This is a genomic window from Streptomyces sp. NPDC049915, from assembly GCF_040656475.1.
Lineage (GTDB): Bacteria > Actinomycetota > Actinomycetes > Streptomycetales > Streptomycetaceae > Streptomyces.
The window spans coordinates 2,060-24,029 of record NZ_JBFAMH010000021.1; the positions used below are offsets into that span (position 1 = coordinate 2,060).

The following is a 21,970-nucleotide window of genomic DNA, read 5'->3' on the forward strand; positions in this document are numbered from 1 at the left end:
TCCCCCGCCCCCACTCTTTTCGTCCCCCCACCCGCTCCCCCCGCCCCCCCCGCAACCGCGCGGGGGCCCGGCTCGTCGCTGCCGGTGTGTCAGCCGTGCTTGGCGCGGCTCGCGGCACGGGCGCGCTCGCGGGCGTCCAGGTTCACCTTGCGGATGCGGACGGCCTCCGGGGTCACCTCGACGCACTCGTCGTCGCGGCAGAACTCCAGGGACTGCTCCAGCGACAGCTTGCGCGGCGGGACGATCGCCTCGAACGAGTCGGCCGAGGAAGACCGCATGTTGGTGAGCTTCTTCTCCTTGGTGATGTTGACGTCCATGTCGTCGGCGCGGGAGTTCTCACCGACGATCATGCCCTCGTACACCTCGGTACCGGGCTCCACGAACAGCACGCCGCGCTCCTGCAGGTTCGTCATCGCGAAGGCGGTGACGGCACCGGCGCGGTCGGCGACCAGCGAGCCGTTGTTGCGGGTCGTCAGGTTGCCGAACCAGGGCTCGAAGCCCTCGTGGATGGAGTGGCCGATACCGGTGCCACGGGTCTGGGTCAGGAACTCGGTGCGGAAGCCGATGAGACCACGGGACGGCACCACGAACTCCATGCGGACCCAGCCGGAGCCGTGGTTGGACATGTTGTCCATCCGGCCCTTGCGGACGCCCATGAGCTGGGTGACGGCGCCCATGTGCTCCTCGGGCACGTCGATCGTCATGCGCTCGACCGGCTCGTAGGTCTTGCCGTCGACGTCCTTGGTGACGACCTGAGGCTTGCCGACGGTCAGCTCGTAGCCCTCGCGGCGCATCTGCTCGACCAGGATGGCGAGCGCCAGCTCACCACGGCCCTGGACCTCCCAGGCGTCCGGACGCTCGGTGTCCAGCACCCGCAGCGAGACGTTACCGATCAGCTCGCGGTCCAGGCGGTCCTTGACCTGGCGGGCGGTGACCTTGCGGTCCTTCACGGCCGCCTTGGCGTCGGCGCCCTTGCCGGTGCCGCCGCGGCCGACCAGCGGCGAGGTGTTCGTGCCGATCGTCATCGAGATCGCCGGCTCGTCGACCGTGATCAGCGGCAGCGCGACCGGGTTCTCCGGGTCGGCCAGGGTCTCGCCGATCATGATGTCCGGGATACCGGCGACGGCGCAGATGTCACCCGGGCCGGCCTTCTCGGCGGGCTTGCGGGTGAGCGCCTCGGTCATCATCAGCTCGCTGATGCGGACGTTGCTGATCGAGCCGTCGCGCTTGATCCAGGCGACCGTCTGGCCCTTGCGCAGCTCCCCCTGCTCGACGCGGAGCAGCGCGATACGGCCGAGGAAGTTGTCGGCGTCGAGGTTGGTGACGTGGGCCTGGAGCGGCCCGTCCTCGTCGTACGACGGGGCCGGGATGTGCTCCAGGATGGTGGAGAAGAACGGCTCCAGGCTGTCGCTGTCGGCCGGGACCGTGCCGTTGTCCGGCTTGGTCAGCGAGGCGATGCCGTCACGGCCGCAGGCGTAGACGATCGGGAACTCGATCTGCTCCTCGTCCGCGTCCAGGTCCAGGAAGAGGTCGTAGGTCTCGTTGACGACCTCGTCGATCCGGGAGTCCGGGCGGTCCGTCTTGTTGATGCACAGGATGACGGGCAGGCGCTGCTGGAGCGCCTTGCGCAGCACGAACCGGGTCTGCGGCAGCGGGCCCTCGGAGGCGTCCACCAGCAGCACGACACCGTCGACCATCGACAGACCGCGCTCGACCTCGCCGCCGAAGTCGGCGTGGCCGGGGGTGTCGATGATGTTGATCGTGATCGGGTCCCCGCCGTCCTTCGGGTGGTACTTGACCGCCGTGTTCTTGGCGAGGATCGTGATGCCCTTCTCACGCTCCAGGTCGTTCGAGTCCATCATGCGGTCGTCGACGCCCTCGAGCTGGTGGGCGGCGAAGGCGCCGGCCTGCTTCAGCATGCCGTCGACGATGGTGGTCTTGCCGTGGTCGACGTGGGCGACGATGGCGACATTGCGGATGTCGTGGCGCGTGGCCATATTGCGGCGATCTCCCGGAGTGTGAGGACGGCCCTGCTGCGCGGGCCCTGCCGGGCTGAACATGCCACGGCCTCACCCCATGGTACGGGGCCTCCGCCCGGGCGGCTTGGCGACCTACATCCCCGCAGCTCACGCCTCCGCGGAGGCCTTCCCGAGGGCCCGCCGTGGGGTGGGTGGGCTCCGGTCCGGGGTGGGTGAGCTCCGCCCGGGGGTGAGTCGGCTCCGCCCGGAGATGAGTCGGCTCCGGCCAGGTACCGCGGGCTCCGCCCGGGTGGGGGTGGTGGGGGTGCCGTCCCTGGGGCTCTGCCCCAGACCCCGCCAGGGGCTCCGCCCCTGGACCCCGGGGGTTCGCCCACCCACCCAACTCGGTCGGCCAGGAGCCTCCGACACGGGGCTCCGCCCCGGGCCCCGGCGGGGACTCTGTCCCCCGGGAGTCGCCGGGCCACGGGGGCAGCTCCTGAGCCTCGGCGCGGTTCACTGGCCGAAGACCCGCAGCAGGGGCTCCCGGGCTCAGCCGAAGAACTGCCGGTGTGCAGCACCAGGACGGTGCCCGGGGGGCCGGGCAGAGCCCGCGGCGGCCCCTCCTGACCAAGAGCGTCCGCCCCACCCCGTCCCGTTACGACGACGGGCTCGCCGTGATCTTCTCGCCCTTCTTCAGGTACCCCATGTCCTCGTACACCGGCGTCTGGAAGCCGAACGCTCCCGCGTTGGCGAGGGACGTGCGCGTGGCCACCAGTTGCGGGCGCTGGAAGAGGGGAATCGATCCTGCAGCGGCCCAGATGCGGGAGTCCGCCTTGCGGATCAGGTCCTGTTCCTCGTCCTGGTCCAGCGTCGCGATCGCCTGGTCGAAGAGCTGGTCGACCTGGTCCGTACCGACCCGTGTGTAGTTCTGCTCCACGGTCAGCGAGCCGTCGGCGGCCGGTACCGGCTTCGCGTAGATCGGGCGAGCGTCGGTCGCCGGGAAGGCGGAGGCCGGCCAGGAGTACAGGGCCAGGTCGTACTGGCCGGTCGCGATGTGGTCCTTGAAGTAGCTCTCGTCCGACACCTTGGTGATGTCGGTCCGGATCCCGACTTTCGCCAGCATCGCGGAGATCCGGTCCGCGACCTGCCGCAGCGTCTGCGAGCCCGCCCCCGACGGCAGCACGAAGCGGAGCGTCAGCGGCTTGCCGTCCTTCGCCAGCACCTGCGACCCCGTTCCCGCGGGCGCCGCCGTTCCCTTCGGCGCGTACGCCCCCGGCGCCCCGCCCTGCCGCAGCTGCCACTCGGCGAGCGGCCGGCCGTCCTGTGCGAGGTGCCGTCCGCCGTCCTCGCCGTGTCCGGGCTGCCACCCGGCCTTGTCGTCCTGGCCGACGATGTAGGTGCCGTCGTCGCCGCCCCCCGACACGTCCGGGTCGGGCTTGCCGCGGCCCGGCTTGTCCTCCGACGCCCCGTGCTTGTCCCCTTCCGCGCCGGCCGCCTTCTCCCCCTTCTTCTGCTCGTCCACCGGCCCGCCCGGCACCCATCCCGCGTCCGCGAGCAGCGACTGCGCCTCCGCGGTGTCCTGGTCGCCGAGCGCCCCGCTGTTGTCGGCATACGCCGGCTGCCCGGACACCGCCAGATGGCTGCCCACCGGCACCGCCGGCAGCCCCAGCGGCTTCAGCACCAGCTTGGCCAGCTGCTTCCGGTCCAGCGCCCGCGCCACCGCCCGCCGCACCCGCTCGTCGGCCAGCGGACCCTCGGAGCCGTTGAGCGCGAGCTGCGTGTACGCCGCCTCGAAGGACTTGCGCACCTCGAAGGCGCGCAGCTCCTCCTTCTCCTTCTGCTCCTGGGCGACCGCCTTGGTCAGCTTCTCCCAGGCCCGCAGCTCCTCGTCACCGGGCTCGGCGTCGGCGCCGTGCTGCGCCGCCCAGGTGCGCAGCGCCTTGACCGCCGTACGGCCGCCGGGCCCCTGCAGCGGACCGGCCGCGCCCCCGGCGCTGCCGGTGACGCGCTGGGCGTCGGACGGGTCGATCTCGGCCATGTCGACGCTGCCCGCGGCCAGCGCCTGCGCCCGCTTGTCGCGCGGCACGGCCTGCAGCACGATCTCGTTCAGCTTGGCCGGGTGCCCCCACCAGCGCGGATTGCGGGTGAGGACGACGTCCTTGGCCTTGGTGTCCACCGTCTGCACCTTGAACGGCCCGGCGGTGACCTTCAGCTTGCGCCGCGCCCCGTCGTTGAACGCGTCCGGCGTCCCCGTGACGTCCTTCGGGTACAGCGGTGAGAACAGCGACCGCCAGTCGGCGTACGGCTTGGCGAAGGTGACCTTGACCTCGAGGTCGTTCGCGCCGCGCTCGATCTTCTCGATGCGGTCGTACCCGGCGTTGCGGGCGGTCCAGTAGGCGGAGTCCTTGCCGGACAGGGCGCGCCACTGCGCGGCGAAGTCGGCGGCGCCGATCTCCCGGCCGTCGCTCCAGACGGCCTGCTGGTTCAGCTTGTACAGCACGACCTGCTTGGGCTCGGTGTCGACGACCTTCGCCGACTCCAGGAAGTCGGCGTTGCGCTGCGGCCGGCCCTGCGCGTCCAGCCGGTACATCGACGGCAGCACGGCCTGCGCGACGCGCGAGGTGGTGGCGTCGGCGTCGGACTGGAAGGTGTTCAGCGTCTCGGGGACCGCGTCCACGGCCCAGCGCAGCGTGCCGCCGTCGGCGATCTGGGCGCGGGCGGCGCGGGCGATGTCCTGCCCGGCGAGGGGCTTGCCGGCCTTGTCCTCGGAACTGCAGCCGGTGAGCACGGTCACCGCGAGCGCGCCCGCGGTGAGGAAGGCGACCGAGCGCATGACGGCGCGCGGTCCGACGACGTCGTGGGACATCTTGGGAGTACCTCCGGAAAGCCGCGGGCGTTATGATCACGTTTGGCGGTATATGGAGCTGATCACACGTATGCAGATTTGATGGAGCCACTGAAGAGGAAAGGATCCGGACACAGCCAGCGACACGACGGCGACGGCCCGTAAAGCCACCCGTGCGGCGCAACGCAACCGGCGATGCATCCGTACGCCTCCGCCAATCGGTGCACGTCCCTTCACAGCGCGTGGTGTGACGCGCAACACTCGCAGGCGCATGAGCGTTGCCACCCAGGGCCTGAAAGACCCGCGGAAGTGAGGGCAAGTCATGTCCGTGCACGACGAACTGACGTCAGTCCAGCGCAGCCTCGACGACCTCTACCGGTCGCTGGTGCGTCTGGAGAAGCAGCTCGGCAGCGGCAGCCTGGAGATGCGCCGGGCCCGGATGGACGCCGACCATCTGCGCGAGAGCATCTCGCTGCTGCGCTCGGCGATCTCCCCCGCCCAGGCCGCCCGGCCCGAGGTCGTCAGCATCCCCGACACCCCCTACGACGGGTCCCTGTGGACCGACTCCGACGACGAGGGCCTCGGCGCCCGCGACCGGCACGCCCCCTGACCGGACGGGAGCCGTAAACGGTGGCCACTGGTACGGAACCCCGTCCGAGCAGCAGCGGCGGCGTCCGGTCGACGACCCGCGCCGCCATTGCCGCCGCGCACCTGCGCACCGACCGCTGGTGGCTGGCCCCCGCCGCCACCGCGGCCGGTCTGCTCGCCTTCGTCGTCTACTCGACCTGGCGGGCCTTCGCCAACTCCGACTACTACGCGGCGCCGTACGTCTCGCCGTTCTACTCGCCGTGCCTGGCGGAGAACTGCCGCACCATGCACGCCGGGCCCAACGCCGACCTCTTCGGCAGCTGGTGGGGCATCTCGCCGGCGATCATCATCCTGATCTTCCCGCTGGGCTTCCGGCTGACCTGCTACTACTACCGCAAGGCGTACTACCGCGGGTTCTGGGCGTCCCCGCCGGCCTGCGCGGTGCCCGAGCCGCACGCGAAGTACACCGGCGAGACCCGCTTCCCGCTCATCCTGCAGAACGTCCACCGCTACTTCTTCTACGCGGCGCTGCTGGTCGCGGGCGTGCTGACGTACGACACCGTGCTCGCCTTCCGCGACCCGCACTACCGCTGGGGACACATGGGTCTGGGCACCCTGGTGTTCCTCGCCAACATCGTGCTGATCTGGGCGTACACCCTGTCCTGCCACTCCTGCCGGCACATCGTCGGCGGGAAGCTCAAGCACTTCTCGAAGCATCCCGTGCGCTACCGCATGTGGCAGTTCGTCGGCCGGCTCAACGCCCGGCACATGCAGCTCGCCTGGGCGTCCCTGCTGAGCGTGGCCCTCGCCGACTTCTACGTGTACCTCGTCGCGTCCGGGGTCTTCGACGATCCGCGGTTCTTCTAGTGACTCAAGTGAGGACTGACCGATGTCCGTGGTCGACCGGCAGGAGTGGGACGTCGTCGTGGTCGGTGCCGGCGGCGCCGGGCTGCGGGCGGCGATCGAGGCGCGCGAGCGGGGCGCCCGTACGGCGGTGATCTGCAAGTCGCTGTTCGGCAAGGCGCACACCGTGATGGCCGAGGGCGGCATCGCGGCGGCGATGGCCAACGCCAACGAACACGACAGCTGGCAGGTCCACTTCCGCGACACGATGCGCGGCGGGAAGTTCCTCAACCAGTGGCGCATGGCCGAGCTGCACGCCAAGGAGGCCCCGGAGAGGGTCTGGGAGCTGGAGACCTGGGGCGCGCTGTTCGACCGTACGAAGGACGGCCGGATCTCCCAGCGCAACTTCGGTGGCCACGAGTACCCGCGCCTGGCGCACGTCGGCGACCGCACCGGCCTGGAGCTGATCCGCACCCTGCAGCAGAAGATCGTGGCGCTCCAGCAGGCCGACCACCGGGAGACCGGCGACTACGAGTCGGGTCTGAAGGTGTTCCAGGAGTGCACGGTCACCAGGGTCCTGAAGGACGGGGACCGGGTCAGCGGGGTCTTCGGCTACGAACGCGAGAGCGGGCGCTTCTTCGTGCTGGAGGCGCCCGCCGTCGTGATCGCCACCGGCGGCATCGGCAAGTCGTTCAAGGTCACGTCGAACTCGTGGGAGTACACCGGTGACGGGCACGCCCTCGCCCTGCTCGCGGGCGCGCCGCTGCTGAACATGGAGTTCGTGCAGTTCCACCCGACCGGCATGGTCTGGCCGCCGTCGGTGAAGGGCATCCTCGTCACCGAGTCGGTGCGCGGCGACGGCGGGGTCCTGCGCAACTCCGAGGGCAAGCGGTTCATGTTCGACTACATCCCCGACGTCTTCAAGGAGAAGTACGCCGAGACGGAGGAGGAGGCCGACCGCTGGTACGACGACCCGGACCACAACCGGCGTCCCCCCGAACTGCTGCCCCGCGACGAGGTGGCCCGCGCGATCAACTCCGAGGTGAAGGCGGACCGCGGCTCTCCGCACGGCGGGGTCTTCCTGGACGTGTCGACGCGGATGCCGGCGGAGGTCGTCAAGCGGCGGCTGCCGTCGATGTACCACCAGTTCAAGGAGCTGGCCGACGTCGACATCACCGCGGAGGCGATGGAGGTCGGGCCGACCTGCCACTACGTGATGGGCGGCATCGCCGTCGACTCCGACACGGCCGCCGCGCGCGGGGTGCCCGGGCTGTACGCGGCCGGTGAGGTCGCCGGCGGCATGCACGGCTCGAACCGGCTCGGCGGCAACTCGCTGTCCGACCTGTTGGTGTTCGGCCGCCGTGCGGGCCTGCACGCCGCCGAGTACGCGGGAGCGCTGGCCTACGAGCGGCCGCGGGTCGACGACGCCCACGTCAACACGGCGGCGGCGGAGGCGCTGCGGCCGTTCTCGGCGGAGACGGAGGGCGAGGAGGGGCCGCCGGAGAACCCGTACACCCTCCACCAGGAGCTCCAGCAGACCATGAACGACCTGGTCGGCATCATCCGCCGCGAGGGCGAGATGGAGCAGGCGCTGCGCAAGCTCGGTGAGCTGCGGGCGCGGGCCCGGCGGGCCGGGGTGGAGGGCCACCGGCAGTTCAACCCGGGCTGGCACCTCGCGCTGGACCTGCGGAACATGCTGCTGGTCAGCGAGTGCGTGGCCCGGGCGGCGCTGGAGCGCACCGAGTCGCGCGGCGGCCACACCCGGGAGGACTTCCCGTCGATGGACCGCACCTGGCGCCGGGTGAACCTGCTGTGCCGGCTCACCGACCCCACCGGCACGCTCGCGGCGTCGGACCCCGCGCGCGGTCAGATCACCCTGGTCCATGGGAGCACCGAGCCCATCCGCCCCGACCTGCTCGCCCTGTTCGAGAAGGAGGAGCTGGTCAAGTACCTCGCCGAAGAGGAGCTGTACGAATGAGCGGCTACCAGGCACGGTTCAAGGTGTGGCGGGGGGACGCGGCCGGCGGCGGCCTGGAGGACTTCACCGTCGAGGTGAACGAGGGCGAGGTCGTCCTCGACATCATCCACCGCCTCCAGGCGACGCAGGCGCCCGACCTCGCGGTGCGCTGGAACTGCAAGGCCGGCAAGTGCGGTTCGTGCTCCGCGGAGATCAACGGCCGTCCCCGGCTGATGTGCATGACCCGTATGTCGGTGTTCGGCGAGGCCGAGACGGTCACCGTCACGCCCCTGCGCGCCTTCCCCGTCATCCGGGACCTGGTCACGGACGTCGGCTTCAACTACGCCAAGGCCCGCGAGGTCCCGGCGTTCGTCCCGCCACCCGGCCTCGGCCCCGGCGAGTACCGGATGATGCAGGAGGACGTGGACCGCTCGCAGGAGTTCCGCAAGTGCATCGAGTGCTTCCTGTGCCAGGACACCTGCCATGTCGTGCGCGACCACGAGGAGAACAAGACGGCGTTCGCCGGCCCGCGCTTCCTGATGCGCATCGCCGAACTCGACATGCACCCCCTGGACGCGGCCGCCGAGAGCGGCCTGGACCGCAAACGCACGGCCCAGGACGAACACGGCCTCGGCTACTGCAACATCACCAAGTGCTGCACGGAGGTCTGCCCGGAAGGCATCAAGATCACGGACAACGCCCTGATCCCGCTGAAGGAACGGGCGGTGGACCGCAAGTACGACCCACTGGTGTGGCTCGGTTCGAAGATCAGGAGGCGTTCGTCGTAGCGGGGCGGGGGCGCTGGGCGCGGTGCTGGAGCAGGCCTCCGGCGAGGATCTGCACCAGCGTGGCCACCGCCAGGCCGTCGCCCAGGCCCAGGGACACGTCGAAGAACCGCGTCGAGAGGCCCGTCGCCATGCCCGCGGCGAACAGGAGCGCCCCGGCGCCCCACAGCGCCGGGCGGACGATCCTGCCCCGCGCCCAGGGCGCCACCCATCCCATCGTCAGCGTCACCACACCATGCGCGGCGACCACCGCGGTGGCCAGCAGAGCCGCCACCCACGAGTAATCCATCTCCCCCACCCCTTCGTTCAGCGCAACCAGCCGTCACGGTACGCCTGCCAGTCGTCCTCCGTCGCCGCGAAGTCCACGTACAGGGCGACGCCGAAGTTCCCGCGGTCGGCGTCGGTGCGGGACAGGCCGAGGCGGACGCCGCGTACGCCCGCGGGGACCGTCTCCGCCGCGCCGCGGTGGCCGAAGCGGTTCTCGTGGTAGAAGGGCAGGCCCATCAGCAGGTCGGTGGACGGCGGGGTCACCTCGAGGGCGAGGGAGGTCTGCTGGGCGACGTAACCGCCGTAGGCGCTCTCCCACTGCTGCATCGTGTCGTACGACATGACGGCGATCTGGTCGACGCGGCGGGCGACCTGACCGAAGAACTCCTGCGACCACCACTTGGGGTGCCCGGAGACCGCGCCGATGACGGAGTGCAGGCCCGGCAGCGGGTCGATCTGGTGGGCGGCGACGGACAGCAGCGCCCCGCGGGCGGTCGTCTCGCGGTGCAGGGCGTCCAGCAGGCCGAGGTAGTCGCGGTCGCCGGAGTGCAGCGGCTCCAGGTCGAAGTGGGCGCCGTCGAAGCCGGCGCCGAGGATCGCGCGGGTGGAGCCGACGATCGCCGCCCGGGTCGCGGCCCGCTCCAGGCGCAGCCCGTCCGGCCCCTCCGTGGCCAGCACGTCACCGAGCCAGGCCTGCACCCGCACCCCCGGCAGCTCCCGGTGCACCGCCGCGACCAGCCACCGCGCCCGCGGGTACGCCGACGCGGGCAGCGTCCCGTCGTGCTCCAGCGGCCCGGCGTGCACATACAGGTCGCGGATGCCGGTGCCGGCGAGCCGGCGGGCGAGGGCGGTGACGTCGGCGTCCTTCATGCGGCCGTCGACCCAGGCGTGCCCGAGCCACAGGGCGTCCCGGCCGCGGGTGCGGGTGCCGTCGGCGGGGTCGCCGGTGTAGTTCACGCGCAGGGCGATCTGGATGGCGAGCACCGGCAGCAGCAGGACCAGCACGACGACGAGGGCGCTACGCCGGGCCAGGCGCCACCGGCGTCGCGCGGGGCGGGGCGCGGTCGGCTCCGGCTCGCCGCCCTCCCCGGAAATCGCCTCCGGGTCCTTCGTACGCTGCGGCTGTTCCATCCCCGTACCCCTCCCTCGTCCGTGCGCCCCACCGGACGCGCCCGGCTCGCGGCCCGTCATACCGGGCCATACGCTCCGAAACGTGACGTCATCCTCGCCCAGGGGCCGGCCGCGGCACGCCACGTCGCACATATCCGTGCGGGTGGCGCATGCGCTGCTGGGTGGCACCACGGGCGTGGTGTGGCTGCTGTTGCCGGGGATGACGACGGCCGGCGAACCCCCGGTTGCGATCACCCGTCCCGCACCGGCCGCGCGCACGGCGGCGGCGCAGCCGCGTGAGGACGAGACGTCCCCGACGGATCTCGTCCTGCCGGTGGCCGCCGTGGCGGCGGCCGGAGTGCTCGCCGGCTACGGCTATGTGCGCATCGTCCGGCGCTCCCGCACCCGTACGACGCCCGCGACCGCGGCCCCACCCCCGGCCGCCTCTTCCGGCGTCCTGCCGTCCCACCCCTACACACCGAGCCCCGGCGAACTCGACCGGCAGGCACAGGCGGCGCTGGTGGAGGCCGACGACTGTGTACGCGCCAGCCGGGAGGAGCTGGACTTCGCGCGGGAGCTGTACGACGAGCCGCGCCTGGAGCCGTTCACGCGGGCCCTGCGGGAGGCGGAGGGCGAGCTGGCGGCCGCGTTCGCGCTGCGGCAGCGTGACGACGAGGGCCTGCCGCGCGAGGACGAACCGGCGCGGCGGCACACGCTCGCCGGGATCGTCGGCCGGTGCGCGGAGGCGGGCCGCCTCCTGGACGCGACGGCGGCCGCCTTCGGAGAACTCCGCGCGGTGGACACCGCGGGGGCCGACGCGCTCGCGGTCGCGGAGGCCCGTTTCCGGGCGCTGGCCGCCCGCACCGGGCAGGCGCAGGACACGCTCGCGGACCTGCACGGTACGTTCGCGGCCGGCGCGCTCGATCCGGTCACCGGGTACGTCGAGCTGGCCAAGGACCGCCTGGTGACGGCCACCACCCGGCTCAACGAGGCCCGGCAGGCCGCCGACCGGGGCGAGAGGGACCGCGCGGCGGCACGGCTGCGGTCGGGTCAGGGGGCCGTGGCGCAGGCGGAGGTCTTCGTCACCGCGGTCGACCGGCTGGCGCGTGAACTGACGGCGGCCCGGCAGATGCTTCCGGCGGCCCTGACCGGCGCGGAGGCGGAGCTGACGGCGGCTCGCCGGACCGCCCCGGCGGATGTGCCGCCCGGTGAGCTGCACTCCCGTATCGCGCACGCGGACGCGGTGCTGGCGTCCGTACGCCTGGAGCTGACCGGTGGTCGGGCCTACGACCCGCTGGCGGAGCTGCGGCGGATCGTGCGGGCGCTGGCGCCGGTGAGCACCGGGCGGGCGGGGGTGCTGACGGCGGCCGCGCGGCTGACGGCGCACAGCGCGGTGGCCGCGGCGGACGGTTTCGTCGCCACGCACCGGGGTGTGGTCGGCGCCCAGGCGCGCACCCGGCTGGCGGCGGCCGAGCGGGCTCTCACGTCGGACACGCTGCCCGGCCTGGTCGGCGCGGACACCCTGGCGGCCGCGGCTCGCGACCACGCCGAACAGGACGTCCGCGTGCACGGCCCGCCGCAGGAACCGGAGCCGGCGGCCTACGGCGGGCCCGCGACGCGCCGCCGCCTCGACAGCGCCGGCTAGGCCCGCTCGTTTGGATCATCCCGGCGTCGCGGGGTCTGGCACGCACTCCCCCGAGCTCTTCGAGCAGGGGGGACCCCCACCGCGTTGGCGCCCTCCTCCGCCTTGCAGCTGCACGCACCAGACCCCGCTCGGGTCGGCCGAAAGGCACCGCATCTCACAGCCGGCCTGATCCAAACGACAGGGCCTAGGTGTATTGATCACGAGCGTTGTCAACAGGGCCGGGGTCAGAACAGGCTCAGCAACGCCTCCGCCGGGTCCACCGGGCCGGACTCGCCGTCGGGGAGGGCCAGTTCGAACCAGACCGTCTTGCCGCGTGGGGTGCGGCGTGAGCCCCAGGACGCGGAGAGCAGGCCGACGAGCTGCAGGCCACGGCCGCCCTCGTCGGTGTCGCGGGCGCGGCGGCGGCGCGGCTGGACCAGGCCGGAGTCCCAGACCTCGCAGACCAGGGTGCGGTCCAGCAGCAGCCGGAGCCGGATCTCGCCCTCGCCGTATCTCAGCGCGTTGGTGACCAGCTCGCTGACCAGCAGTTCGGTGGTGTCGACGAGCGGCTCCAGGTCCCAGGCGAGCAGCTGGGAGCGCGCGTACTCGCGGGCCCGGCCCACGCTGCGCGGCTCGCGCGGCAGGGTCCAGTCGCCGACGGAGTCGGCGGGCAGGCCCTGGACGCGGGCCATCAGCAGGGCGATGTCGTCCTCGCCGTGGTGGGTGTCGAGGGTGTTGAGGACCTGGTCGCAGACGTCCTCCAGGGGCAGCGCCGGGTCGGTCAGCGCGCCGACGAACGCCTGCAGGCCCTCGTCCAGGGGGTGGTCGCGGGACTCGACGAGCCCGTCGGTGTACAGGGCGAGCAGCGCGCCCTCCGGCAGCTCGACCTCGACCTCCTCGAACGGCTCCCCGCCGACGCCGAGCGGCATCCCGGGCGGCACGTCGAGCATCAGCGCCGCCTCGCCGGGTTCGACCAGCACCGGCGGCAGATGGCCGGCGTTGGCGAAGGTGCAGCGGCGGGTGACGGAGTCGTAGACGGCGTACACGCAGGTCGCGAGGTACACCTCGGACAGGTCCGCCTCGCGCGGGCGCCGGGCGGCCCGCGTGGCCTGCTGGACGCCGCCGGGGGTGCCGAGGCCGCGGGCGATCTCGTCCAACGCGGAGAGGACTTCGGCGGGTTCGAGGTCGAGCAGTGCCAGTGTGCGTACGGCCGTGCGGAGTTCGCCCATGGCGACGGCGGCGCGCAGCCCGCGCCCCATCACGTCGCCGACCACCAGTGCCGTGCGGTGGCCGGGCAGTTCGATGACGTCGAACCAGTCGCCGCCGACCTCGCTGGGCCGCCCGGTGGAGACGTTGCCGGGCAGGTAGCGGCAGGCGATGTCCAGCCCGGAGGCCACCGGGTCGCCGGGCGGCAGCAGGGACCGTTGCAGTATCAACGCCCGCTCGTGCTCACGCCGGTAGAGGCGGGCGTTGTCGATACAGACCGCCGCCCGCGCCGCCAGCTCGACGGCGAGATCCCGGTCCCGGTCGCCGAACGGCTCACTGCCCTTGGTCCGCGCGAACAGCGCGAGTCCTACGACGGTGTCGTGGGCGACCATCGGCACGGCGAGCACGGACTGCACCAGGTCGCCGTCCTCGCCCGGCACGCGCTGCGGGCGGGCGGTGCGCAGGGCTTCGGCGCAGGGCGAGTTGAACGGGTAGTGGTGGACCGCGCCGACCTCGACGCTCTCGCCGGAGCCGCCCCGGAACGGTGTGTCGGCGACGGCGCTGGCGTAGGCGACGCGCCGCATCTCCGCGCTGCCGTCGGCGAGGCCGGGCGGGGTCTCGTCGCCGGCCAGCAGGCCCTGGTAGAGGTCGACGGTGGCGAGGTCGCAGAAGCCGGGGACGACGACGTCGAGGAGTTCGCGGGCGGTGGTCTCCAGGTCGAGGGAGTTGCCGATGCGGGCGCCCGCCTCGTTGAGGAGGGCGAGATTGCGCCGCGCGGCGGCGGCCTCGCGGGCGGCGGCGCGGCGGGCGGTGATGTCGGTGCCGAGCCAGGCGACACCGATGGGCCGGCCGGAACCGCTGTGCACGCGATAGAGGTTGACGGACCAGTGGCGGCGCTCGTCGGAGCCGGGCACATACCCGGTGACGTGCATGTCCGTGATGGAGTCGCCGGTCTGCAGGACCCGGCGCAGCGTCGCGGTGACCCGCTCGGCCTCCGGCCGGGGCAGGTAGTCGTGCACCCCCTTGCCGCGGTGGTCGTCGGGGGTGCCGCCGAAGGTGGACGCGAACCGCTGATTGGCGCGGCGCACCTTCAACTCGGTGTCGATGAGCAGGAAGCCGAACGGAGATTGGCCGAATATGGCCTGCGAGGCGGCGAGGTCGGTTTCGATGCTGCGCAGGGTGCGTACGTCCACGACGATGCAGACGGCGGCCCTCTCGCCTTCCTTGGTGCGCGTCGGCATGACGTACACCTCGGCGAGGCCGTCGACTCCGCGCCCGCCGTCCCCGGTGCCGGGCGGGCCGCCGACGGCGTCGTCCTCGGTGCGGGGCACACGGAAGGGGACCACGCCGGTCCACTCGCGGCCGTCGAGGATCTCGGCCATCTTGCGCTGACTGCGGTCGCGCAGGTCGGGGTCGACGAACGCCTCGATGGGGTCCATGCCGACGGCGCGTTCGGCGGGGATGCCGAAGATCTGCTCGGCGCGCAGGCTCCACTGGTCGACGAGGCCGTCGGGGCCGATGCAGAAGGACGCGACCTTGATGTAGTCGTAGATGGAGCCGGGCGGGCTGCTCTGCCACAGCGTGTCACCGGTCCGCTCCGTATCGGAGGCGAGCGCGCCCGCGGCTGTTGCCCTCGCGCCGTCCGACGGGTCCTCGGACTCCGTGGCCTTCGCTGGTATCTCGCTCACGCGAACCGTCCCCTCCAGCTCACCGCGTCCGGCATCGGTCACCGGCAGCGGCTGCCCGCAGTATCCAGCACTACGGCGCCGCACGACACGGTGTTCACGATCACAGCACGGTCCAGGCCCTTTTTGGTCCGTCCTGCGACAACACTTCCTGTCTTCTAACCGGGCGGCAGGTACTCGAATCCCGCAGTTCGGCATTGGTCACGACCGGTACGGCCCCGGCGCCGGCCACGCCCGGTCGCGAACACGTCGTGCGTCCGCCGGGCGTTCACCCGGGGAGCGCGAGCTCGAACCACACGGTCTTGCCGCCCTCGCCGGGCCGGGTGCCCCAGCGCCGGGAGGCCGATGCCACCAGTTGCAGCCCGCGGCCGCTCTCGTCGTCGGGGTGCGGGGTGCGTTCGCGGGGCGGATCGGGCAGCGGGTCGGAGACCTCCGCCCGCAGCACGCCCTGGCCGTCGTGCCCGGCGAGCCGCACCAGGCGGACACCGATGGGGCCGGTGGCGTGCCGGAGCGCGTTGGTGACGAGTTCGCTGACCAGCAGGGCGGCGGTATCGCCGAGGCTGTCCAGGTCCCAGGTGTGCAGCCGCGCCCGCACCACGGAGCGGGCGGCGCGCACGGCGCCCGGCTCAGCGGGGAACGTCCACTCGACGCAGTCGCCTTCGGTGTCGATCACGCCGATCACTTCCCAGGCCAGCGGTCTCCCACCCTGTCCGGTTTCGTGGGGTTAATGGGCACATACCCGATATCCCGCACCCGGTACCGCTCGCGCGGGCGCACTGTGGCACAAACGGCGTAAAGACGCTCGCGGGGCGGCCGACGTGGGGCGCCGGCCGGCTTTCCCTTCCCCTGCCGGGGTTGAGTGGTGGGGAGGCGTCAGCTCTGCCGAGTGGGGGCTGGGCGCGGGAATGGCGTCAGCCCTGCTGGGGGTGGGCGGTGGGACGGCGTCAGCCCCGCCGGGTAGGGGGCTGGGCGGTGGGATGGCGTCAACGCACCCCGGAATCCAACGCCGACAGCGTTGCCCGTACCGCCGGGACGTCCTGATCCAGCCAGTCGACGTCCCACATCTCGCCGGATCCGAGCCAGCGCAGCGCGTCGTGGTCCTCCAGCGGGCGCGGCGGGGGCGAGCCGGGCAGCAGGCGGGCGGTCCACACCTGCAGTACGTACGGCTCCCTGAGCGGCCACTGTCCCGGCACGCGCCCGACCGTCTCCGCGTCGACGCCCAGTTCCTCGCGCAGTTCGCGCACCAGCGCCGCCTCGGGCGCCTCGCCCTGCTCCACCTTGCCGCCGGGCAGCTCCCAGCGGCCGGCCAGCTCCGGGGGCGCACTGCGGCGCGCGGCGAGCAGCCGGCCGCCGTCGAGCAGGGCGGCGCCGACGACCACGATCCGATCCGTCATGCGCCGGAGCCTATGTCAGGGCCCCCCGGGTCAGTTCCGGGTGCCGTCGGCGCTCTGGGCGTGCTGGCCGATCCGTTCGACCCAGTAGAGCTGCTTGTGGCCGGTGGCATCGAGGCCGTCGGCGACCCTCTGGGCCTCCGCCCGGGTCGCGTACCGGCCCACGCGGTAGCGGTTGCCGTTGTCGTCCTGCCGTATGACCAGCCAGGGAAGGAAGATCGTGCTCTCGTTCATCACACCCCACCGCTCCTTCCCACCCCGGCTCGTCCGCGCCCCGTCCGCGGCGCGAACCGGTCCCCGCCCGATAAGGAAACCGCAATCCGCATATGCCCGACCCTACGCCCAACCTTTACGCAGCGAACACGGGTTTTCACGAAGAGGTAGGCAACCGGCCAGTACGGAAGGGGCGCACGAGGACGAATGCGCCGTGCGCGCGGCACGACACGCCCGCTCGGCGCGTTGCCGGGCCTGCGGAGCCACAACGGGGACGACCTGCGAAGACGACCGAAACGCTACGGTTCGCGCGGGCGGCCCACAGCCGGGCGCCGACCGCGCGGACCGGGCCCCGGGGAGCGGCCGGGGCGCATACCGCAAAGGTGTGCGCTACCTCACCGGCAGGTGGTACGCGACCCGGTAGCGGTCGGCCGGGATGACGACGTCGGCGGTCTCCACCGGGCGGCCGGAGGCGTAGTAGGTGCGCTGGACGACCAGGACGACATGGCCGGGCACACCGCCGAGCGCCTGCAGCTCCTCGGCGAGACCGGGGCGGGCGCCGACCTCCTCGGTGACGTTGTCCACGATGACGTCGATGGCGCGCATCCGCTCCACCACGCCCATCCCGCCGAGCGGCCCCTCCTCGGGCAGCATCACGGGCGTACGCCCGGTGACCGCGAGCGGTTCCCAGGAGGTGGACAGCATCATCGGCTCACCGGACTCGCGGAAGAGGTACCGGGTGCGCATCACCCGCTCGCCGGGCTCGATGCCGAGCCGCGCGGCCACGGCGCGGCTCGCCTGCGCCTGCTCGCTGCTGGACTCCCAGGTGCCGCGCGCCTCGGCGTCCGACTGCTCCTGCCGGAACGGGGTCGCGCCCCGTTCCGGCCGGAAGCCGGAGCGCGCGATACGGCGCGGCACCGGCCGCTCGCGCACATACGTCCCGGAGCCGGAACGGCCCTCGACCAGCCCCTCGGCCATCAGGACCTTGCGGGCCTCCAGCGCGACGGTGTCGGAGACGCCGTACTCCTCGCGGATGCGGGCCTGGGAGGGCAGCCGGGTGTGCGGTGGCAGCGAGCCGTCGACGATCTTCTTGCGGAGATCACCCGCGACGCGCAGGTACGCCGGCTGCTCACCGAATGTCACTGGCCGCTCCCATCAGCTTGTACAGACAGCAACAGCGTGGCAACCGTGGGTTCGGCGGTGCAAGCGAAGGCCAGAGAATCACTCGAAGTGATGAAAGGGGGTGTGGTGAGGCGTCGCGCAGGGCACTGCTCGAGACCTCAACCAGGCGTCACGCAGGCACTTTCTCCCCGCTCCGGACGGGATCACACATCGAGTCCGCCGCCACCGCCGGAGCCGCCGAGGTCACCGGAGTCGCCGGTCCCGCCCGAGTCGGTCCCGCCCGAGTCGCCGTAGGTGTCCGACGGTGGCGTCGTGGCGAGCTTCAGGGCCTTGCGGACGGCCACCGCCGGGGCGCCGTCGACGGCCTTGAACCCCGCGGCGTAGTGCGCGTCGAAGGTGTCCGGGTCCGTGGCGCTCGCGGCCTTCGCCCACTGTCCGCGGGCGGCCCGCAGTTCCTCGACGTAGGCGGCGACCTGCTGCCGGTGGCCGGCCCCCCAGCCGTACGACTCGAGCTGGGAGATCTGCCGGTCCAGCGCGCTCTTCATCTCGCGCGCCCAGGTTCGGTTGCCCTCGAGGTCGTCCTCGGCCAGGTCCTCGGGCTCGTCGTCCAGTGCCCTCTCGACCTCCTGGGCGGCCGTCAGGAAGGCGACCTGGTCCGCGTCCAGCGTGGTCGCGTCGGCGCGCAGCGAGCCGGTGAGCGTGCCGTGCTCGTCCGTGTTGCCGAAGACGCAGGCCACCTCGCGGTCGCCGAGGGCCCAACTGTCCTTGCTGGGGCTGAAGTAGTAGACGTCGACATCGTCGGGCCACGCCCAGCTGTCCATGGCGTAGGCGTCCGCGAGCGGATAACAGCGGCTCTCCGCCGCGGTGTCGATGGCGCGCTCGCCCGGGTAGTGGGAGCCGGCCGGGAGGTTGAACGTGCCGAACACCTCGCCGTCGTGCCGGCCCGCGCAGGGCACCTCGTCGACGTCGTAGGTGGCGCCGCCCAGCGCGCCGGGCTCGTCGAAGCACTGGCCCTTGTGCAGCGAGAAGGTCGCGCTGTCACGGGCGCCGTCCTTCATGCCCTGCCAGAAGTCGGCGACGCCGCCGGTGGCGAGGGCCAGCACCCACAGAGCGAGCCCGATCGTCGACAGGACGGCGCCGCCGATCGCCAGCCCCTTGCCCCGCTCGCCCCGCTTGCGGATCTGCACCAGCGCGATGACGCCCAGCACCAGACCGACGGCGGGCAGGAAACACAGCGCACCGAGCACCAGGGCGGCGATGGCCACGCCGTTGACCGGAGCGGGCCGGTTGAACGGGGTGTAGCCCTGCCCCCAAGGCTGATACGGCGGCGGTGGGTAGCCGCCCGGTGCCGCGTACGGCCCCTGCGGCGGGGGTGCCTGGTACGGCCCCGGCGTGGTCGAAGGCTGCTGGGGGCCGGGGGGCGGGGGCGGTATGGACACGGGTGCCGTGCTCCTGCTTCGGGCGGGCGAGCGGGTGTGACTCGGATAGTCGCATGCGTCGGTGGCGGGTGGTGGCCGGGGGTGGCTGGGCGACTGGGCCGGTTCTTTGTCTGCGGGTTCGTTGTGGTTGCTCGCGCCGTTCCCCGCGCCCCTTTTGTGCCTGCGGCGGCCCGTTGCGGTTGGGTCGTGGCTGGTGTCGCGCCTGCCGTTCGGTGTGGGTCGGGGCCGGGGTGGGGGGTGTCCGTCCTCGGTCCGGCCGCCCGTATCCGACGGGGGTGCTGTTGCCCGGTGCCGGCCGCTGCGGGCGGACACCCCCCACCCCGGCCCCTTCCCGCCGTCGGCGGCTGCGGGCCGTCGCATCTTCCGCCTCGGGTGCGGGCCGCCACGCGTCCGTCCGGGACCGGCTCGGCGGTGCGCTCGGTCTGACTGCCGGTTACGCGTCGAACGCCGTGGCCCGGGTCCGCTTCTCCCAGGCGGCGATGTCGGTGCGGACCTGGTCGAGGTGGCCGAGGACCGCGTCGACGCCGTCCTCGCCGAGCGGCAGACGCAGCGGGGTCTCCTCGGCGTTCACGGCGTCCAGGATAAGCGCGGCGGCCTTGGCCGGATCGCCCGGCTGGGTGCCGTCGCCGCCCTCGACGAGCCCGCGTGTCGCGCTCACCTTCGGGTAGAGCCCGCTGTCGGCGCTGACGCCCGCGCGGCCCTCGGCGAACAGCGCGGTGCGGAAGGCGCCGGGCTCCACGATCAGCACCTTGATGCCGAACTCCCGCACCTCGTCGGCGAGTCCCTCCGACAGCCCCTCCAGGGCGAACTTCGTTCCGCTGTACGCCGAGAAGCCGGCGAAGGACATCTGCCCGCCCATGCTGCTCATCTGCACGATCGCGCCCGAGCGCCGCTCGCGCATGTGCGGCAGCACCGCGCGGGTGAGGGCCGCCGGCCCGAAGACGTGCACCTCGAACAGCTCGCGCAGCTCGGCCTCGCCGGTCTCCTCGAAGGCGCCGACATGGGTGCGGCCCGCGTTGTTCACCAGCACGTCGATCCGCCCGTGCCGGGCGATGACGTCCTCGACGGCCGCGGCGGCTGCCGAGGTGTCAGTGACGTCCAGGCGCAGCGCCTCCACCTGGTCGGGGTGCGCGGCGACGAGGTCGTCCAGCACCTCGGGGCGCCGCACGGCGCCCACGACCACATCACCGGTGGCGACGGCCGCCTCGGCGATCGCCCGCCCGAACCCGCTGCTCGCCCCGGTCACCAGCCACACCTTGTTCATGACCTCTCCTCGCTCTCGTCCTGAAACCAGCCTGCCGGTGTGGGGAGTTGTGCGTCCAAGACCTCCGGTGATAACCGATGGGCATGACCACGGACGTCCACGTGCGGGACCTGCGCTACTTCCTGGCCGTCGCCGAGGAGCTGCACTTCACCCGTGCCGCCGAGCGGCTGTACGTGTCGCAGCCCGCGCTGAGCAAGCAGATCCGGGCGCTGGAGCGGCAGGTGGGTGTGCAACTCCTGCACCGCGATCAGCGCGGCGTGTCCCTAACGCCGGCGGGCGAGGCCCTGCTGCCGCACGCGCGGGACGTGCTGGCCGCGTGGGAGGAGGGCTCGGCCGCGCTGGAGGCGGCCAGGGCCGCGCAGCGCAGCACGCTGGTGGTGGGCATGAGCACCAGTCCGGGCCGTGGGGGTCTGCTCCCGGCGATCCGCTCCCGCTTCACCGCGGCCCACCCGCAGGTGACGCCGCGGCTGCGGCAGGTCGGCTGGGACGACCCGACGGCGGGACTCGCGGACGGCACGGCGGACGTGGCGTTCGTCTGGCTGCCGCTGCCCGACGAGACCCGCTACGGCTGGACGGTGCTCGCGGAGGAACCCCGCCTGGTCGCCCTCCCCGACACCCATCCGCTCGCGGACCGGCCCGAGATCGACTTCGCGGACCTGGCGGACGAGCCGTTCCTCGCCCTGCCGCCGAGCGCCGGCGTCCTGCGCGACCACTGGCTCGCCCTGCCCGAGCGCGCCGGCCGCCCGCCCCGCATCGCCGCGGAGATCGCCGGCACGGAGGAGACCTACGAAGCCCTGGTCGCCGGCCTCGGCATCTGCCTGGTCGCAGCGGGCAACGCCCCCCTGATCACCCTGGGCGGAGTGACCACCCGCCCGGTACGGGGACTGTCCCCCAGCCGGTACGTACTGGCGTGGCGGCGAGCGGACGCGGACCGACCACTGGTCCGGGCGTACGCCCGGGCGGCGCGGGAGGCGGTGCGGGCGGGGGGCACCGCGGTCGCTCGTTGACGATCTCGTGGCCCGGACCTCGCCAGTCGCTACCGTTTACCCCATGACCGCACTGCCCGACTGGATGCGCCCGCCGCGCGAGGAAGGCTGGTTCGCGGAGGACCTGGACCGCCTCCCCGAGGCACCCCGCCACACCGAGCTGATCGACGGAGCCCTCGTCTTCATGACGTCGCCCCAGCGATGGTGGCATGGCCACCTCGTCACCATGCTCACTGTCGCCCTCATGGAGCAGGCGCCCAGCGATGTCAGAGTCGGCCGCGAGATGACCATAAGGCTCGACGAGCGAAACCGGCCCGAGCCCGATCTGCTCTTGACGACGGCCGCCTACGACGGCGACCGCACCTGGTTCACCCCTGATGAGGTGCGCCTCGTCATCGAGGTCGTCTCACCGGAGTCCGCGCACCGTGACCGCACGGTCAAGCTGCGCAAGTACGCCGAGGCCGGCATCCCGCACTACTGGTGCATCGCTGACGAGGACGGCACCCCCGTCGTCCACGTCTACGAACTCGACGAACCGACCGGTGTCTACGCGCCCGCCGGCATTTTCCGGGGCAGTCTGAAGCGGCCTGTGCCTTTCGAGATCAGTCTGGATCTCGACAAGCTCACCCCGGCGGGGAGCAAGTAGGCGTCAGCACGGAAAACAGAAGGGGTCGGACTCGGGAGAGT

General features: G+C 72.5%; 18 protein-coding genes. 7 read left to right on the top strand and 11 right to left on the bottom strand.

Features of this window, described 5'->3' with window-relative positions:
• Positions 1 to 89 precede the first annotated feature (89 nt).
• A complete protein-coding gene (gene typA, locus AB0J12_RS28660) occupies positions 90 to 1,997 on the bottom strand; it encodes a translational GTPase TypA (RefSeq protein WP_363267382.1) in 1,908 nt (635 codons plus the stop codon).
• Positions 1,998 to 2,613: 616 nt separating this feature from the next.
• Positions 2,614 to 4,824: an ABC transporter family substrate-binding protein gene (locus tag AB0J12_RS28665; protein ID WP_363267383.1), complete on the bottom strand. Its 2,211-nt coding sequence runs from the start codon at positions 4,822 to 4,824 to the stop codon at positions 2,614 to 2,616.
• Between the two features lie 301 nt (positions 4,825 to 5,125).
• Between AB0J12_RS28665 and AB0J12_RS28670 the strand changes: the two genes are divergently transcribed.
• From AB0J12_RS28670 to AB0J12_RS28685, 4 genes are read left to right on the top strand one after another with little or no spacing between them, the layout of a single operon-like run.
• A complete protein-coding gene (locus AB0J12_RS28670; protein WP_363267384.1) occupies positions 5,126 to 5,413 on the top strand; it encodes a hypothetical protein in 288 nt (95 codons plus the stop codon).
• A 20-nt stretch (positions 5,414 to 5,433) separates the two neighbouring features.
• Positions 5,434 to 6,258 (top strand): hypothetical protein, encoded by an 825-nt coding sequence (locus AB0J12_RS28675; protein ID WP_363267385.1) that lies wholly within the window; start codon positions 5,434 to 5,436, stop codon positions 6,256 to 6,258.
• Between the two features lie 22 nt (positions 6,259 to 6,280).
• Entirely contained in the window at positions 6,281 to 8,212 is a 1,932-nt protein-coding gene (locus tag AB0J12_RS28680) for a fumarate reductase/succinate dehydrogenase flavoprotein subunit (protein WP_363267386.1), read from the top strand.
• Entirely contained in the window at positions 8,209 to 8,979 is a 771-nt protein-coding gene (locus tag AB0J12_RS28685; RefSeq protein ID WP_363267388.1) for a succinate dehydrogenase/fumarate reductase iron-sulfur subunit, read from the top strand. Before AB0J12_RS28680 ends, AB0J12_RS28685 begins: the two co-directional genes overlap by 4 nt.
• Here AB0J12_RS28685 and AB0J12_RS28690 read toward each other — a convergent pair.
• Positions 8,960 to 9,265, bottom strand: a complete 306-nt coding sequence (locus AB0J12_RS28690; protein WP_363267389.1) for a hypothetical protein — start codon at positions 9,263 to 9,265, stop codon at positions 8,960 to 8,962. The genes AB0J12_RS28685 and AB0J12_RS28690 overlap by 20 nt on opposite strands.
• A gap of 17 nt (positions 9,266 to 9,282) precedes the next feature.
• Positions 9,283 to 10,374, bottom strand: coding sequence for a hypothetical protein (locus AB0J12_RS28695; protein ID WP_363267390.1), 1,092 nt, complete (start codon positions 10,372 to 10,374; stop codon positions 9,283 to 9,285).
• Between the two features lie 82 nt (positions 10,375 to 10,456).
• On the opposite strand from AB0J12_RS28695, the gene AB0J12_RS28700 reads away from it, so the two are divergent.
• Complete coding sequence (locus AB0J12_RS28700; protein ID WP_363267391.1) at positions 10,457 to 11,998, top strand: hypothetical protein; 1,542 nt, start codon at positions 10,457 to 10,459, stop codon at positions 11,996 to 11,998.
• 224 nt (positions 11,999 to 12,222) lie between these two features.
• Here the strand turns inward: AB0J12_RS28700 and AB0J12_RS28705 are convergent, their stop codons facing one another.
• The 7 genes from AB0J12_RS28705 to AB0J12_RS28735 form a co-directional block, all read right to left on the bottom strand.
• The gene (locus AB0J12_RS28705) at positions 12,223 to 14,871 is read right to left on the bottom strand and encodes a SpoIIE family protein phosphatase (RefSeq protein WP_363267392.1); all 2,649 of its coding nucleotides are present in this window, start codon (positions 14,869 to 14,871) and stop codon (positions 12,223 to 12,225) included.
• 265 nt (positions 14,872 to 15,136) lie between these two features.
• Positions 15,137 to 15,562: an ATP-binding protein gene (locus AB0J12_RS28710; protein WP_363267517.1), complete on the bottom strand. Its 426-nt coding sequence runs from the start codon at positions 15,560 to 15,562 to the stop codon at positions 15,137 to 15,139.
• A 289-nt stretch (positions 15,563 to 15,851) separates the two neighbouring features.
• Positions 15,852 to 16,262, bottom strand: coding sequence for a (deoxy)nucleoside triphosphate pyrophosphohydrolase (locus AB0J12_RS28715; RefSeq protein ID WP_363267393.1), 411 nt, complete (start codon positions 16,260 to 16,262; stop codon positions 15,852 to 15,854).
• A 30-nt stretch (positions 16,263 to 16,292) separates the two neighbouring features.
• Entirely contained in the window at positions 16,293 to 16,493 is a 201-nt protein-coding gene (locus tag AB0J12_RS28720; protein ID WP_363267394.1) for an SPOR domain-containing protein, read from the bottom strand.
• Positions 16,494 to 16,862: 369 nt separating this feature from the next.
• Positions 16,863 to 17,615: a GntR family transcriptional regulator gene (locus tag AB0J12_RS28725; protein ID WP_363267396.1), complete on the bottom strand. Its 753-nt coding sequence runs from the start codon at positions 17,613 to 17,615 to the stop codon at positions 16,863 to 16,865.
• Positions 17,616 to 17,797: 182 nt separating this feature from the next.
• Positions 17,798 to 19,033, bottom strand: coding sequence for a DUF4190 domain-containing protein (locus AB0J12_RS28730; protein ID WP_363267397.1), 1,236 nt, complete (start codon positions 19,031 to 19,033; stop codon positions 17,798 to 17,800).
• Positions 19,034 to 19,466: 433 nt separating this feature from the next.
• Entirely contained in the window at positions 19,467 to 20,297 is an 831-nt protein-coding gene (locus tag AB0J12_RS28735; protein ID WP_363267398.1) for an oxidoreductase, read from the bottom strand.
• Between the two features lie 77 nt (positions 20,298 to 20,374).
• Between AB0J12_RS28735 and AB0J12_RS28740 the strand changes: the two genes are divergently transcribed.
• Both AB0J12_RS28740 and AB0J12_RS28745 read left to right on the top strand, forming a co-directional pair.
• Complete coding sequence (locus AB0J12_RS28740; protein ID WP_363267399.1) at positions 20,375 to 21,304, top strand: LysR family transcriptional regulator; 930 nt, start codon at positions 20,375 to 20,377, stop codon at positions 21,302 to 21,304.
• Positions 21,305 to 21,347: 43 nt separating this feature from the next.
• A complete protein-coding gene (locus AB0J12_RS28745; protein ID WP_363267400.1) occupies positions 21,348 to 21,929 on the top strand; it encodes a Uma2 family endonuclease in 582 nt (193 codons plus the stop codon).
• Positions 21,930 to 21,970: the final 41 nt, after the last annotated feature.

Excerpts from the sequence above, each read along its gene's own strand:
- typA (WP_363267382.1), bottom strand. The coding sequence starts at position 1,997 with ATGGCCACGCGCCACGACATCCGCAATGTCGCCATCGTCGCCCACGTC.
- AB0J12_RS28665 (WP_363267383.1), bottom strand. The coding sequence starts at position 4,824 with ATGTCCCACGACGTCGTCGGACCGCGCGCCGTCATGCGCTCGGTCGCC.
- AB0J12_RS28670 (WP_363267384.1), top strand. The coding sequence starts at position 5,126 with ATGTCCGTGCACGACGAACTGACGTCAGTCCAGCGCAGCCTCGACGAC.
- AB0J12_RS28680 (WP_363267386.1), top strand. The coding sequence starts at position 6,281 with ATGTCCGTGGTCGACCGGCAGGAGTGGGACGTCGTCGTGGTCGGTGCC.
- AB0J12_RS28685 (WP_363267388.1), top strand. The coding sequence starts at position 8,209 with ATGAGCGGCTACCAGGCACGGTTCAAGGTGTGGCGGGGGGACGCGGCC.
- AB0J12_RS28690 (WP_363267389.1), bottom strand. The coding sequence starts at position 9,265 with ATGGATTACTCGTGGGTGGCGGCTCTGCTGGCCACCGCGGTGGTCGCC.
- AB0J12_RS28695 (WP_363267390.1), bottom strand. The coding sequence starts at position 10,374 with ATGGAACAGCCGCAGCGTACGAAGGACCCGGAGGCGATTTCCGGGGAG.
- AB0J12_RS28715 (WP_363267393.1), bottom strand. The coding sequence starts at position 16,262 with ATGACGGATCGGATCGTGGTCGTCGGCGCCGCCCTGCTCGACGGCGGC.
- AB0J12_RS28720 (WP_363267394.1), bottom strand. The coding sequence starts at position 16,493 with ATGAACGAGAGCACGATCTTCCTTCCCTGGCTGGTCATACGGCAGGAC.
- AB0J12_RS28735 (WP_363267398.1), bottom strand. The coding sequence starts at position 20,297 with ATGAACAAGGTGTGGCTGGTGACCGGGGCGAGCAGCGGGTTCGGGCGG.
- AB0J12_RS28740 (WP_363267399.1), top strand. The coding sequence starts at position 20,375 with ATGGGCATGACCACGGACGTCCACGTGCGGGACCTGCGCTACTTCCTG.
- AB0J12_RS28745 (WP_363267400.1), top strand. The coding sequence starts at position 21,348 with ATGACCGCACTGCCCGACTGGATGCGCCCGCCGCGCGAGGAAGGCTGG.